The organism is Thermodesulfatator atlanticus DSM 21156, assembly GCF_000421585.1.
In the GTDB taxonomy this organism is placed as follows: domain Bacteria; phylum Desulfobacterota; class Thermodesulfobacteria; order Thermodesulfobacteriales; family Thermodesulfatatoraceae; genus Thermodesulfatator; species Thermodesulfatator atlanticus.
The window spans coordinates 12,211-25,880 of sequence record NZ_ATXH01000001.1 but is presented as its reverse complement, the minus strand read 5'-3'; the positions used below and the strand labels follow the sequence as shown (position 1 = coordinate 25,880).

The window sequence follows — 13,670 nt, the reverse complement described above, 5'->3', positions numbered from 1 at the left end:
TTCCTGTGATAGCCTCAATAAAAAAGAGGCAAGAGATGAAGCTTCCAGAAACAAAACTTCCTCTTACTGAAAACGCCCTCATCGTACTGGCCAAAAGATATCTTTTGCGCGACAAGGCAGGAAATCCTGTAGAAACCCCGGAAGACATGTTTCGCCGGGTTGCCCGCGCGGTGGCATCTGCTGAGCTTCTTTATGACAAAAACGCCAACCTCGAAGAACTAGAAGAAAAATTCTACCAACTCATGGCTAGCCTTGATTTTTTGCCAAACTCCCCTACCCTCATGAATGCTGGGCGCGAGCTTGGTCAGCTTTCTGCCTGTTTTGTTTTGCCTATTGAAGACTCCCTTGAATCCATCTTTGAAACCCTTAAACACACGGCGCTAATCCACAAATCCGGCGGAGGCACGGGATTTTCTTTTTCCCGATTAAGGCCAAAGGGAGACATCGTGCGCACCACCCACGGAGTCTCAAGTGGACCAGTCTCTTTTATGCAGGTCTATGACGCTGCCACCGAGGCCATAAAACAGGGAGGCACAAGACGCGGGGCCAACATGGGAATCCTTCGCATTGATCATCCAGATATCGAAGAATTTATCACCATCAAAAGAGACATCACCAAGCTCACTAACTTCAATATCTCAGTGGCTATTACGGAAAAATTCATGCAGGCTTATGCTGCAGGCAAGGACTTTGCCCTGATAAACCCTAGAAACGGAGAAGTAGTGCGCCGTGTTTCTGCCCGCAAGCTTTTTGATCTTTTGGTGGAAAACGCCTGGCTTACCGGAGACCCTGGTGTCATTTTTATTGATTACATAAACGAAAAAAATCCTACCCCTAATCTAGGGATGATCGAGGCCACCAACCCCTGCGTAACAAAAGACACCTGGATAATGACTGCTGAGGGGCCAAAACAAGTCAAAGACCTTATCAAGGTCTCTTTTCAGGCAAGAATTAACGGAAAAGATTTTTGGGCCCCTTACGGCTTTTTCTATACCGGCAATAAAATAGTCTATGAAATCTGCACCAAAGAAGGGTTTCAACTTAAAGTCACCGAAAATCATCCTTTATTAAAAGTTCGTACCAGGACCCGTTGCCGCTTAGAAACTTATTGGACCCTTGCTCGAGAAATTAGAATAGGCGATCTACTCGTACTAAACGACCACCGTCAAAATACTTACTGGCCAGGAGAAGGCAACTTTGAAGAAGGTTACTTGTTGGGGTTACTGATAGGTGACGGTACGATAAAAAAAGACAAGGCAACTCTTTCGCTTTTTGAAGAAAAGGGCTCCTTTGATGAAGGAATTTACTATGGAGCCTTAGCCGCTGCTTATTCTCTTCCACATCGTAGAGATTTTTGCGGCTGGATCTTTCTTTCTAAACGCCGGGAATGCCGGCTTTCACTTGCCTATATCAAGTCTCTTGCAAAAAGATATGGCATAACTCCTGGCCAAAAACAAATAACAGCTTCAATCGAAAAATGTTCCAGTGATTTTTACCGGGGATTTCTGAGAGGACTTTTTGACGCTGACGGATCCGTACAAGGAAGTCATCAGAAAGGCATAAGTATCCGTTTGGCCCAAAGTAGTCTTAATAATCTGAAACGCGTTCAAAGAATGCTTCTAAGGCTGGGAATCTTTTCACGCATTTATCAAAACAGACGTTCCAAACAACGAAAAAAATTGCCTAATGGGAAAGGTAGCTATTCTCTATATTGGACAAAAACACAACACGAACTGATTATTTCCAGAGAAAATATTTTAACTTTTTACGAAAAAATAGGATTTTCTCATAAAAAGAAAAGCCAAAAGTTAAAGGAAGCTATCCAAAACTATCAAAGAAAGCTGAACAAAGAGAGATTTGTTGTCAAAGTCACCGACATTAAAATTTTACCGCCAGAGCCTGTTTATGATTGTGCAGTACCTGGGGTAAATGCCTTTGATGCAAACGGATTTATTGTTCATAACTGCGGGGAACAGCCCCTTCTTCCTTACGAAAGTTGTAACCTCGGCTCTATTAATCTTTCACATTTTGTAAAAAACAAAAAAATAGACTACGAGCGTTTGCGAGAAACCGTCCACCTGGCAGTACACTTTCTTGATAACGTAATCGACGTGAATCGTTTTCCTCTTCCTCAAATCGAAGCCCAGACCAAAAAAACCCGCAAAATAGGCCTTGGCGTAATGGGCTTTGCAGACATGCTCATCAAGCTGGGTATCCCTTACAATTCCCGAAAAGCCGTGGAAGTTGCCGAAGAGGTAATGGGTTTTATAAATCGTGAGTCTGTTTCAGCAAGTTCTTTACTTGCCAAGATGCGCGGAAATTTCCCTGCCTACCGGGGAAGCATATGGGATAGTCCCAAGACACCATGCATGCGCAATGCCACCACCACAACCATAGCCCCCACCGGGTCTATCTCTATAATTGCCGGATGCTCTTCAGGAATAGAGCCTCTTTTTGCCGTGGCATACGTGCGCCGGGTACTTGATGGCACGGAGCTTCGGGAAGTACATCCCCTTTTTGAAAAAGCGCTCAAAGAAGTCGGCTTTTCCCTAGAAAAAATTACCGAAATCACCGAAAAAGCCCTTAAGACCGGAAGCATTAAACACTTAGAGGAAATCCCCAAAAACATAAGAGAGCTTTTTGTAACGGCCTTTGACATAACCCCTGAGGAACACCTGCGTATTCAAGCAGCCTTTCAACGCCACGTGCACAATGCGGTCTCAAAGACCATAAATTTCCCTGAGAACGCTACCAAAGAAGACGTGCGCAAGGTCTATCTTTTGGCCCATAAGCTAAAGCTTAAAGGGGTCACGGTTTACCGTTACGGCTCAAGGCCCACACAGGTACTTAATCTTTTACGCCGCGAAGGGACTGTTCCGAGGCCACGTCCCAAAATCACCCACGGCTTTACCCGCAAAATACGCACGGGCTGTGGAAACCTTTACGTAACGGTTAACTGGGATGAAAAGGGGCTTTGTGAAGTATTTGCCACTATGGGCAAGGCCGGAGGCTGTGCGGCCTGTCAGATAGAAGCTACCAGCAGGCTGATTTCTCTTTGCCTGCGCTCAGGAGTAGCTCCTCAGGCCATAATCAAACAACTGGCTGGCATCAGGTGCCCCTCCCCTGCCTGGGAAGACGGGAAAGCCATTCTTTCTTGCCCTGATGCCGTGGCCAAGGTGTTAGCAGAGGCTTTAAACATTGAAATTAAGCCCGAAGAGAGGCCCTCTCTTGGGGCCTGCCCTGATTGCGGGGGCCCCCTTGAAATGGAATCAGGGTGTCTTTTTTGCCGCAGTTGCGGCTTTTCAAAATGCGACTAAATCGGGCTTAAAATCTGATTTTAGCTCCTACCATCAGGGCACTTTCATCCCAGGAAGTGTCAGGTTTGTCGATATTTACGTCCATTATTTTGAAGCAAAGCCCCACAGAGGCAGTAGTGGTTACGTTATAATAAGCACCAATATCAAGGGAAAGGATACTTTCGCCATCAGCAAAGCTCAAAATATCTGGGGCATAAAAAAGTCTACTTTCAAAATAAACCGGCCATTTTGATGCGGTTTTGGTGAAATCAAAGGAACCTGTAAAGAGGAAGCCCAAAGCAAAGATATCGTAACCTACATTGTGGGGCTCAACTTCTCCTAAAATTGCCTGAAATCCTACCCCTAAGTTAAGAGGTTTTTGCTGGTAAAGGTCAGTTGCTACAAGATAGGGATTGAGAAGCCAAGAATTTCCATCATCGTCGGTATAGAAGAAACCTAACCCTGCGTTTAAAGGTGTCCCGGAATAGGTATAGACTTCCTGTTCACCATAGGCGTAAATGTTCTTATCACTGATAAAAAGACCAAGATTTCCGGCAAAGCCCACCGACACCAACACCAAAGAAAAAAGAAAAGCAACCACTAATAAACGTTTCATACCTAAACCTCCTCTTTTTATTGATAGCTTAAAGAGACCACGCAAGATTGCCGAGATCAGTGTTGCAGGCTCATTCGCCAGGTATCCGTTCCCATCTTTCCTTCCGAAAAATATTATTAGAAGTACATTTTATCCAACAAAGTATCTTCGCGAGGCGACTTGCACGCTCGCTAGGTCCCGTCCCTTCGCTTTCGAGATTGCTTCGCTCACTGTGTTCGCTCGCAAATGACAAGAAATGGGGACCGCTCGCAATGACCATGTTCAAAATGTCATCTTTTTTGTGCTCCTAGTAATCAGACAGACCGAAAATAGCTTATCACAGTTTAGCAAAATTCAACCAGCATTTTTACCGGATATTCTGGAAAAGTCTTTTTCAAAGCCAGCAAGCAAGAGGTACAGGCTGCGGCCAAAAAGCGCGGACCAGTTAAAAAAGCCTCTTTGAATAGTTTGCGGTTTATTTCTCTGGCATAACCTGGAAAAAGATAACCAAAGGCTCCTGCTTGTCCGCAGCATCCTTCGTAATAACTTAAGCCCAGCTCCCGCCAAAAAGGATAAACTTCTGTATTCTTAAGGTGACACGGCACCTGGAAAAAGATTTCTTCTTGAGACACGGAAAACTTAAATGCCCGATGAGAAAAGAGATAGGAATGTCCTTCGCAAGTTTTGGCGGCTAAGACTTTGTATTCGTCGCCAAGCAGCCGCGGGTAAAGTTCGTTTAAGACGAAAAAGCAAGAGGCACAAAGGGTAGTAACTTTTTCCGCCAGAGAAAGTGCTTTTAAGTTTTGCCTGGCACTTTTTAAAAAGGCCTTTTCATCACCTGCCGCCAAAAAAGGAAGTCCACAGCAGGTCTGATCCTGTGGCACAAAAATAAGCTCTTTTTCAGGAAAAATCTTGATAAAGTGTTTAATAGCGTTTGGATAGAGAAACTCTCCGCCGCAGCCAAGAAAAAGGGCAACCTTTCCTTGGCTTAGGTGTGCCAGGTCTTTTTTGGCAGACCTGATTTTTGAAGCAAAAGGACGGAGCAGGTCATAAAGTTCTAAGGCATACTTTGTGGAAATTGGATGTTTTAACTTAGCCCGGGCAAAAGTCTCTAGAAGAGGAACTTTGTTAGGACAGGTCTTCTCACATGCACCGCAAAGAATACACGTAAGCAAAAGAGAGGCACTTTCGGCCTCCCCTGATAAGGCCATGAGTCTCCCCCGTGGAGAGTAGGTTTCTCTTCCAGTGGCCCTAAAAACCGGGCATACAGACAGGCATTTTCCGCAACGCGCGCAGAGATCACTTGGTTTCATCTTTAGCGACAAACTGATCAAGCCACCATGAGGCCCAGTCTGTTTCTGTTATGGCCTCAGCCAGACGTCGGCCAATGTCTGTCCTAAGGCGTCTTTTCGCATAGATCAGCCAGCGCCGTGCGTAAGGATTGCCTAGATCGTGTTGCTCTTTAAGCATTATCATGAGATCAAGCTGATCGGCATCATGAACAAGCCTGGCTTCAAGTGTTTTCGCCTCGCGGTATTCCTCAAGAAGTTCCTGCCACTCCTCTGCCCAGGGGAGCTCGGAAAAGGCATCCTGAGCCGCTTTTTCCTCATTGACCTGATCGTAAAGTTTATTGACAGAGTTTAAGTCCCCAGTGCGGGCCTCAAGAAAATCATGCAAAATGGCCATTTTTAAAAGTTTTAACTCATCGGCCTCAGGGACCATCTTAGCAAGGGTAGCTGCGGCCAAAGCCACTCCAAAGGAATGGGCAGCGATATTTTCCTTTCCCGTACCCAAATAAGCGTAACCTGTACGCTCAAGGCGTTTGAGCATAGCACCCTCAAAAAGAAGCTTTGCTAACCTGTGCCATTTCATTTTTCTTCCCCAAAGACTTACTTGAAAAAAATTATTCTGCTACTAAAAAAAGCAGATGCAAGAGTAAATCTCAGGAGGAGAAAATATGGCAGAAACAAAAAATTACAAGATCGCGGTAATTCCCGGTGACGGCACCGGGCCAGAGGTAATCCGAGAAGGGGTAAAAGTCCTTGATGCAGCCTCTGAGCGCTTTGGTTTTAAACTTAATTACAATTATTTTGATTGGGGAGGCGAACGTTACTTAAAAACCGGAGAAACCATTCCCGAAGGCGGCATTGAAGAACTGAAAAAGCATGACGCCATTTACCTTGGCGCCATTGGTCATCCTGACGTAACCCCGGGTATCCTTGAAAAAGAAATCCTTTTGCGTATCCGTTTTGAACTTGACCAGTACATCAACTTGCGGCCTGTTAAGCTTTATCCTGGAGTCTGGACCCCCATCAAAGACAAAGGCCCGGAAGACATCGATTTTGTCGTGGTACGAGAGAACACCGAAGGTCTTTATGCTGGCGGTGGTGGCTTTTTACGCAAGGGAACCCCCCAGGAAGTAGCTATCCAGGAATCCATTAACACCCGTTTTGGGGTAGAACGCTGTATTCGCTATGCCTTTGAATATTGCCAAAAGCGCAACAAAAAGAAAGAACTCACCCTGGTTGGCAAGACCAACGTCTTAACCTACGCCTGGAACCTCTGGGAAAGGACTTTTTACGAAGTAGCCAAGGACTATCCTGACATCAAGACATCCTATGCCCATGTAGATGCCACCTGCATGTGGTTTGTGAAAAACCCCGAGTGGTTTGATGTTATCGTGACTGACAACATGTTCGGTGACATCATTACAGACTTAGGTGCCATTATCCAGGGAGGCATGGGTATTGCTGCCGGCGGAAACATTAACCCTGAAGGGGTCTCCATGTTTGAACCCATTGGCGGTTCAGCCCCCAAGTACACCGGTAAAAACGTTATCAATCCCCTGGCTGCTATTTGTGCAGGGATGATGATGCTTGAGCACCTTGGTGAAGAAGAGGCTGCCCAGGCCATAGAAAAGGCGGTTATCAAGGTGTGTCGCGATCACTTAAAGAGCCTTTCAGCAGGCAAAATGGGCTATAGCACCAGCGAAGTAGGTGACCTAGTAGCCAATTACACCAAAGAAGGGGTGGAGCTTTAGCATGACTGAGCTTGAAGCAGCCAGGGCCGGTCAATTAACGCAAGCAATAAAAGATGTGGCGAAAACCGAAGGTCTTGCCCCAGAAGAAATAAGAGACCTGGTAGTCTCAGGGAAGGTTATCATCCTTAAGGCCCGCCAAAGCGGACGCGTAGTAGGTATTGGCGGGCCTTTGCGGACTAAAGTTAACGCTTCCATTGGGACCTCAAGCCTGGTATGTGACCTTGAATTTGAAATGAAAAAAGCACGCCTTGCTGAGGAAGCTGGGGCAGACACTTTGATGGAACTTTCTGCTGCCGGTGACATGGACACCATCAGGCGAGAAATTATCAATGCAGTTTCACTTCCAGTGGGAAATGTACCCCTTTATCAGGCTTTCTGTGAAACCATTCGTGACTATCAAGATCCTGCCAAACTCGACCCTGAATATCTTTTTGAGCTCATAGAAAGGCAGTGTGCCGACGGCATTGCCTTCATGGCCATTCATTGTGGCATAAATCTTTTTACCCTAGAGAGGCTTGAAAAACAGGGATATCGATTTGGGGGTCTGGTTTCCAAAGGCGGAAGCCTTATGGCCCAATGGATGACCAAAAACAAACGGGAAAATCCGCTTTATGAACAATTTGATCGTTTAATCAATATCCTCAAAAAATACGACACGGTACTTTCCCTTGGAAACGGGCTAAGGGCTGGCGCAATTCATGATTCCCTTGACCGGGCCCAAATAGCAGAGCTTCTTATTAACTGCGAGCTTGCCGAGCTGGCGCGCGAAGCTGGCTGCCAAGTCATGGTAGAAGGCCCAGGGCATGTTCCTCTCGATGAAATTGAAGCCTCTGTACTCTTAGCCAAAAAGATGTCTGGTGGTGCGCCATATTACATGCTTGGACCATTACCATCCGACATCGGCGCCCCGTATGACCATATTACCGCTGCCATTGGAGCCGCCATTTCTGCCAAAGCCGGTGCAGATTTGATTTGTTACGTAACACCTGCAGAGCATCTATCACTTCCCAACGAAGAAGATGTAGTTTTGGGTGTTAAAGCGGCCCGTCTGGCAGCCCATGTAGGCGATATCGTTAAGCGCCGTGGTGTCGCAGACAAGCGCGATATGCAGGCCAGTAAAGATCGACGAGACCTTAATTGGAACAAAGTATTTGATAGTCTGCTTTTCCCTGATGACGCCAAACAATTGGTAGAAGAACGAAAATCCGTGAAACAAAGGCGTTGCTCTATGTGCGGAGACCTCTGCGCCTTAGAGCAGGCAGAAGTAGTTTTCAAAGACTATATCAAAGGAGAAAAAGAAAATTAAAAGGGCGGCTTGGCCGCCCCTGGTTATAGCAGGCCATGAGAGCGCAAAATTTTTGCCAGGCGTTCGTCTTCCTTGGCAAATTCTTTGAGTGCCTCAAGGAGCCTGGCAAACTTTCCTTCTCTTTCAAAGTAGTCAAGACTTTCTTCTCTTGCCCTGCGGATGATGGTACGCCGATCCCAGTAGGCAAACCCAATGACCGTGGCCGTAAGAGTAGTAAAGATACCTGCCAGAATCCAGAGAAAAGTGGTAAGGAGATCTAGCCTTTTGTTAACCTCGTCAATCCTTTTGTTAACATCATCGAAACGCCTGTCTATTTGTTCAAAGCGCTTGTCTACTTGCTCGAAGCGCTTGTCTATTTGTTCCATAAAAACTTGCAAGGTGGTTTCAATGCGGACGAGTCTTTCCCGGTCTTCCTGGGTAAAATCTTCTGCATAAGCTTGATTTAAACTTGTACTCAAAAGTATTAGAACAAGTAGCGAGAAAAGTACCTTAAAAGACATTTTCAGATCTCCAAGAAAAGGCTTTTCTTTTATTATTACTTGAAAATTCTAATTTGGGAAACAAAAAAGGGCGGCTTGGCCGCCCCTTTTGGCATTAGACTTTGAATTTTGAAGCAAGCTCTTTCAGGCGTGCGGCAAGCTCTATCATCTCCTGCGAGAGTTCGCGGCTTCTTTCTCCTTTTTCTGCGGTTTCCTGGATGGCTACTGACATTTTTTCTACTTTTTCCTTGATTTGATCCGCACTTTCTGCAGACATACTGGCTGCCTGGCTTATCTCTCCCATCATGGCGGTCTGTTCTTCGACAGCACTTGCTATCATGTTGGAAATGTCGTTAATACGGCTAATGATTTCGGTAATCTCTTCGATAGCTTTTACCGAAGCCCGGGCATCATTCTGGATGGCCTGGATTTTTTTGGCAATTTTTTCAGTGGCCTCGGTGGTCTGACGGGATAGCTCTTTTACTTCTCCTGCCACCACAGCAAAGCCCTTTCCTGCCTCCCCTGCCCTTGCGGCTTCTATCGTGGCGTTAAGGGCAAGCAAGTTTGTTTGCTCAGCAATGCTCTGGATAAGGTTTACCACCTCGCCGATTTCTTCAGAGGAAATGCTAAGTTTGTTGACTATTTCATTGGTTTCCTGAGCTTTTACCACGGCATCATTGGCAATATGGGCAGCTTCAGAAGTATTACGGGAGATCTCGGTAATGGCCTCTACCATCTGTTCTGAAGCAGCAGAAACCGCCCTGATATTGTTATTGATAGCTTCTTCGGCTGCCTTAACCTCTTCACCCTCCTGAGCCAAGTGGCGGGCCTTTTCTGCTACCTCGTCACCAGCACGGAATATTTCTTCTGAAGCGTGGTAAACTTTATCAGAAGACTGCACTACACCAGAAAGGGTCTCTCTCAGTCTTGTGGTCATACCTTCAAGGGCCTGCAAGAGCTGGCTGATCTCGTCTTTCCCGGTCTTAGGAAACCTAACGGTAAAATCACCCTCGGCAATCCTTGAAACAAGGGCAACTGCCTTTTCCACCGGGGTTATGATCTTGGTCTTTGCCATCCACCAGATAGCAAGTAGCAAAGAAATACTAAAGGCTGAAATTAAGACCTGATAGATACGCAAACGGTGAAGACCAGCCACGGCCTTTTCTTCGAATTTCTTGGTGAGATCATTAGCGAGTTTTAGAACCTGTATGTTGTGATCAAGAAGATACTTAAGGCTTGTCTCATCTTGGGTGGCCATGTACTCATCAAGGGCCTTTTTGAATTTTTGCCAGGCGGTATTTAATTTTTCCCAGCTTTCGATAATAGCCTCGTCTTTAACCGGCTTTAGCCCCATAGCTTCATCTCCATAGCGCAAGGCCTTGAGGCTACTGTCAAAAAGGGCTGCTGTCTGCCTTGCGGATTCAAAATCCTTCGAAAGGACTTCTTTGGTAATTTTTTGAACCAACATTCGTTCTCTACCAGCGTAGTTCACGTATCTGGCATCTCCTTCGTTTTTATGAAGGGACCAAAAAACCACCCCGGCATTTAAGATGCTTAGCAAGAACATAACCACGATAATCGCTTGGATACGTCCTTTGATAGTGCTAAGGTTCATAGGATACCCTCCTTGTCTCTGGTGTCTTCGCCTATCTTTTCGACCGCCTTAAGAAAAATCTTAAGAAGTGAAGAACTTGATTTGCATCAAAGAATTTTTATTAAGACCAGCCTAATATCTTTTAAGAACGCAAAATACTTGGACTCCGTTCCTGTTTTTTTCGGAAGGGAAAAATGAAAACGGTGGCTGGGCCGGACCTTTGAAAATGTTTTGCAAAGGTCTCTTAAATAAAACTTTAAAAAGGAGATTCCTATGCCTCGGATAATGCGCAAAATAATCGAAATAGACGAAGAGCTTTGTGATGGATGTGGAAAGTGTGTTCCATCCTGTGCGGAGGGCGCTATTCAGATAATAAACGGCAAGGCCAGACTTATCGCAGAAAAATATTGCGACGGACTAGGAGCATGTCTTGGCACCTGCCCAAAAGGGGCTATCAAAATCGTTGAAAGAGAAGCAGAAGCCTTTGATGAGAAAGCTGTTGAAGAATTTCTCAAACACAAAGAAAAGCCCGACCTTGCCTGCGGCTGCCCAGGAGAAATGCTAAAAAATCTTGAACCAAGCGGAAATTTCTTTACGGAAAAGGAAAGCGTCCCTTCAGCACTTTCTCACTGGCCTATCCAAATTAAGCTTATTCCCCCAGAGGCCCCCTTTTTAAAAGATGCATCGTTACTTGTGGCAGCTGATTGTGTGGGCTTCAGTTATCCAGCCTTTCACAGGGACTTCCTTCCCGGCAAGGTTCTTATGATTGGATGCCCCAAGTTTGACGACGTTGACCATTACGTAGCCCGCTTTGCCGAGATTTTTCGCAAAAACGAGATAAAAGACTTAACCCTTGCGATCATGGAGGTACCATGTTGTCGCGGGCTTACCATGATCATCAAAAAAGCCAGAGAACTTGCCGGCATAAAAGAACCCTTTAACGTAATAGTTGTCTCTCTTGACGGAAAAATAATTTCAGAGGAGAGATGGACCTGATGGAATGGGAAAAAGATGCTCAAGCATTACTGAAAAGAGTGCCATTTTTTGTGAGAAAAAAAGTAAAGCGTAAAGTAGAAGAATTCGTAAAGGCACGTGGTGAAAAAATTGTTACCAAAGAAGCGATGCTTGCTGCAAGAGAGGCCCTTCGTGAAAAAGCCGCCCAAACTGAAACCGGCTTTTCAGTTGAAAGCTGCTTTGGAGGGTCGGGATGCCCGAATGCGGTGACTTCATCAGAAAACCTGCTACAGGAGCTCGAAAAAATCCTTGAAGAAGAAAAATTGACTTCCTTTATAAAAGGAAAAATAAAAGGCCCTTTGAAGCATCACCATCAGTTCAGGGTGTCTCTAGCAGAATGTCCCAACGCGTGTTCTCAGGTACAGATAAAAGATTTTGCCTTAATAGGCCAGGCCAAAATAGAAATTAATCCTGAAACATGTACCTTATGCGGAGAATGTGAAACGGCTTGTGAAGAAAACGCTATTTTTTTAGCAACAGATGGCCCCCGGATAAAAGAAGAAAATTGCCTTCATTGTGGAGCATGTGCCAAGGTTTGTGAAACGGGTACTATCAATATTTTTCAAACAGGATATAAGGTTCTTGTTGGGGGAAAATTGGGTCGCCATCCTCGGTTAGCCAAAGAACTGGTACCTTTCGCAAATGGCAAGGAAGTCCTAGAAATTTTCAAAAAAACGTTAGCTTTTTACAAAAAATATTGTGAAGCAGGAGAACGTCTGGGCGCCATTATTGAACGCCTTGGCTGGGAACAAACCAAAAAGGAGTTACGGAATTAAAAAAATGAAATGCCCAGGACAAGACACCCGTTACTGGAAAGACGATGCTATTTTTGAAGTAAAATGCCCCAATTGTGGGGAAAGTGTTGAATTTTTCAAGGATGACGCAGCGAGAACCTGCCCTGGTTGTGGGCAAAAGCTTCCTAATCCACGCCTTGATTTTGGTTGCGCTGCCTATTGTCCTTATGCGGAACAATGCTTAGGAGAACTCCCCTCAGAGCTTCGGGAAAAACAGCAGGCTGTTTTTAAGGACCGCATCGAAGCCGAAGCCCTTAGCACAATAGCGGAAGAAAAAAGAGCCCTATTAAAAAACAGGCTCAAATACGCAGAACGCCTTGCCCTTGAAGAAGGGGCTAAACTTCCGGTAGTGCTTGCGGCAGCCTGCGTTTTTGATATTCAAGAGCCAGAAAATTTTTTAAAAAATTTGAATATCCCGGAAATTTTCGTCAAGGAAATCTTAAAAACCCTTGAAGAAGATTGCCTTGAGAGCGCCGTTTTAAATGATGCGGTTGTTTTAAGCGCTTTAGTTGAAGGTATCAAAATGTCAAAAGAATTAAAGACTAAAGCTGGAAAAATATTGGCCAAAGCCATGATGTAAAGAGGGCCGCCGGCATGGCGGCCTTCTTTGTCTACTTCACGATAAAAGTGGTGAAGTCAACCCCGGTATTTCCATTGGCAGGGCAATAAGCGTAAACGATAGCCTCATAAACTCCCTTTTCCGTAGCCTTGTAAGTGGCTGCGAACTGGCTTGGTTTTCCAGCATATTTTAAGGGAATTTCATCTACTACCTTGCCGTTGCGCTTGATAATAGCCTTTACCTCGAAATTATTAGCGTCCCAAATTCCTCCAGGGATGATAGGGCACCCACACATCATGGCAACGTTAGCTCGCAGGGCTATCTCCTGAGGGGTACCTTTAAGTTTTACGTGAGCCGGGGGATCAAGCACATCTACCATCATGCCGGGAAGCTCTAACATAAAGGCATCTCCCTGGTCGATGTTTTTACCGGGGACAACCCACTGGGTAGCAGAAACCTTATTAGCCGCTTGAGGTTGTGCTAAAGGGCCATAGGCGGTTACTTCAATCTTAGTTGGTTCGTTAATATCAATCACCGCTTCAAACTTGGCTGATTTAGCATCCGAAATGGGGACGCCTCTTGGGTGAGGGGTCTTCATGATCAGTTTTGTATTACCGGTGGTGCCAACAGTTTTGCCTTGAGCCAGAATCTTTCCCGTACGGGCATCTCTAATAATAACGAGAACTCCTCCTAAACTTGAACCTATAAATTTGGCGTCTTTTGCTTTAACCCTAACGACGATTTTAGTTGGCTGTGCGTTAACAAAAGGAACAACCACAAAGAGAAACACCAACAAAAAAAATAGCCTGCGCATAAACAACCTCCTATTTCTAAAATTTTGATACCATTTTATTTATTTTTCTTTTCTAACTCAATGTCCATTGAGGAACTTTGCGGGCAGAAAAAGGTCACTACAAGCCAAAAAAAGCCCTACAAAGATTATTGGCAAAAGAGCTTCACTTTATTGAGAATAACTCTCTTTAGCTATATTTT

Annotated in this window: 12 protein-coding genes; 6 read left to right on the top strand and 6 right to left on the bottom strand. The window is 45.2% G+C overall.

Annotation, left to right across the window (positions count from 1 at the left end; all coding sequences use genetic code 11):
- The first annotated feature begins 35 nt into the window (after positions 1-35).
- Positions 36-3,317 (top strand): LAGLIDADG family homing endonuclease, encoded by a 3,282-nt coding sequence (locus H528_RS0100160; protein WP_022852328.1) that lies wholly within the window; start codon positions 36-38, stop codon positions 3,315-3,317.
- A 7-nt stretch (positions 3,318-3,324) separates the two neighbouring features.
- Here the strand turns inward: H528_RS0100160 and H528_RS0100155 are convergent, their stop codons facing one another.
- The 3 genes from H528_RS0100155 to H528_RS0100145 form a co-directional block, all read right to left on the bottom strand.
- Entirely contained in the window at positions 3,325-3,912 is a 588-nt protein-coding gene (locus H528_RS0100155; protein ID WP_022852327.1) for a hypothetical protein, read from the bottom strand.
- 323 nt (positions 3,913-4,235) lie between these two features.
- Positions 4,236-5,204, bottom strand: a complete 969-nt coding sequence (locus H528_RS0100150) for a (Fe-S)-binding protein (RefSeq protein WP_084677607.1) — start codon at positions 5,202-5,204, stop codon at positions 4,236-4,238.
- Complete coding sequence (locus H528_RS0100145; RefSeq protein ID WP_022852325.1) at positions 5,191-5,763, bottom strand: HD domain-containing protein; 573 nt, start codon at positions 5,761-5,763, stop codon at positions 5,191-5,193. Before H528_RS0100145 ends, H528_RS0100150 begins: the two co-directional genes overlap by 14 nt.
- An 85-nt stretch (positions 5,764-5,848) precedes the next feature.
- On the opposite strand from H528_RS0100145, the gene H528_RS0100140 reads away from it, so the two are divergent.
- Positions 5,849-6,931, top strand: coding sequence for a 3-isopropylmalate dehydrogenase (locus H528_RS0100140; RefSeq protein ID WP_022852324.1), 1,083 nt, complete (start codon positions 5,849-5,851; stop codon positions 6,929-6,931).
- A gap of 1 nt (position 6,932) precedes the next feature.
- Complete coding sequence (thiC, locus tag H528_RS0100135; protein ID WP_022852323.1) at positions 6,933-8,237, top strand: phosphomethylpyrimidine synthase ThiC; 1,305 nt, start codon at positions 6,933-6,935, stop codon at positions 8,235-8,237.
- A 23-nt stretch (positions 8,238-8,260) separates the two neighbouring features.
- On the opposite strand, the gene H528_RS0100130 is transcribed toward thiC, so the two are convergent.
- Positions 8,261-8,737 (bottom strand): hypothetical protein, encoded by a 477-nt coding sequence (locus H528_RS0100130; RefSeq protein ID WP_022852322.1) that lies wholly within the window; start codon positions 8,735-8,737, stop codon positions 8,261-8,263.
- Between the two features lie 94 nt (positions 8,738-8,831).
- Positions 8,832-10,331: a methyl-accepting chemotaxis protein gene (locus H528_RS11940; RefSeq protein WP_022852321.1), complete on the bottom strand. Its 1,500-nt coding sequence runs from the start codon at positions 10,329-10,331 to the stop codon at positions 8,832-8,834.
- A gap of 252 nt (positions 10,332-10,583) precedes the next feature.
- Here H528_RS11940 and H528_RS0100115 point away from each other — a divergent pair, with 252 nt between their 5' ends.
- From H528_RS0100115 to H528_RS11935, 3 genes are read left to right on the top strand one after another with little or no spacing between them, the layout of a single operon-like run.
- Positions 10,584-11,306, top strand: a complete 723-nt coding sequence (locus tag H528_RS0100115) for an ATP-binding protein (RefSeq protein ID WP_022852319.1) — start codon at positions 10,584-10,586, stop codon at positions 11,304-11,306.
- Entirely contained in the window at positions 11,306-12,100 is a 795-nt protein-coding gene (locus H528_RS0100110) for a 4Fe-4S dicluster domain-containing protein (RefSeq protein ID WP_022852318.1), read from the top strand. Before H528_RS0100115 ends, H528_RS0100110 begins: the two co-directional genes overlap by 1 nt.
- Positions 12,101-12,104: 4 nt before the next feature.
- Positions 12,105-12,698 (top strand): phosphohydrolase, encoded by a 594-nt coding sequence (locus H528_RS11935; RefSeq protein ID WP_022852317.1) that lies wholly within the window; start codon positions 12,105-12,107, stop codon positions 12,696-12,698.
- Positions 12,699-12,729: 31 nt separating this feature from the next.
- On the opposite strand, the gene H528_RS0100100 is transcribed toward H528_RS11935, so the two are convergent.
- Complete coding sequence (locus H528_RS0100100; RefSeq protein ID WP_022852316.1) at positions 12,730-13,491, bottom strand: hypothetical protein; 762 nt, start codon at positions 13,489-13,491, stop codon at positions 12,730-12,732.
- Positions 13,492-13,670 lie beyond the last annotated feature (179 nt).

What these genes read in the sequence shown, in the direction of transcription:
- H528_RS0100160 (WP_022852328.1), top strand. Translation starts at nt 36, where the DNA reads ATGAAGCTTCCAGAAACAAAACTTCCTCTTACTGAAAACGCCCTCATC.
- H528_RS0100155 (WP_022852327.1), bottom strand. Translation starts at nt 3,912, where the DNA reads ATGAAACGTTTATTAGTGGTTGCTTTTCTTTTTTCTTTGGTGTTGGTG.
- H528_RS0100150 (WP_084677607.1), bottom strand. Translation starts at nt 5,204, where the DNA reads ATGAAACCAAGTGATCTCTGCGCGCGTTGCGGAAAATGCCTGTCTGTA.
- H528_RS0100145 (WP_022852325.1), bottom strand. Translation starts at nt 5,763, where the DNA reads ATGAAATGGCACAGGTTAGCAAAGCTTCTTTTTGAGGGTGCTATGCTC.
- H528_RS0100140 (WP_022852324.1), top strand. Translation starts at nt 5,849, where the DNA reads ATGGCAGAAACAAAAAATTACAAGATCGCGGTAATTCCCGGTGACGGC.
- thiC (WP_022852323.1), top strand. Translation starts at nt 6,933, where the DNA reads ATGACTGAGCTTGAAGCAGCCAGGGCCGGTCAATTAACGCAAGCAATA.
- H528_RS0100130 (WP_022852322.1), bottom strand. Translation starts at nt 8,737, where the DNA reads ATGTCTTTTAAGGTACTTTTCTCGCTACTTGTTCTAATACTTTTGAGT.
- H528_RS11940 (WP_022852321.1), bottom strand. Translation starts at nt 10,331, where the DNA reads ATGAACCTTAGCACTATCAAAGGACGTATCCAAGCGATTATCGTGGTT.
- H528_RS0100115 (WP_022852319.1), top strand. Translation starts at nt 10,584, where the DNA reads ATGCCTCGGATAATGCGCAAAATAATCGAAATAGACGAAGAGCTTTGT.
- H528_RS0100110 (WP_022852318.1), top strand. Translation starts at nt 11,306, where the DNA reads ATGGAATGGGAAAAAGATGCTCAAGCATTACTGAAAAGAGTGCCATTT.
- H528_RS11935 (WP_022852317.1), top strand. Translation starts at nt 12,105, where the DNA reads ATGAAATGCCCAGGACAAGACACCCGTTACTGGAAAGACGATGCTATT.
- H528_RS0100100 (WP_022852316.1), bottom strand. Translation starts at nt 13,491, where the DNA reads ATGCGCAGGCTATTTTTTTTGTTGGTGTTTCTCTTTGTGGTTGTTCCT.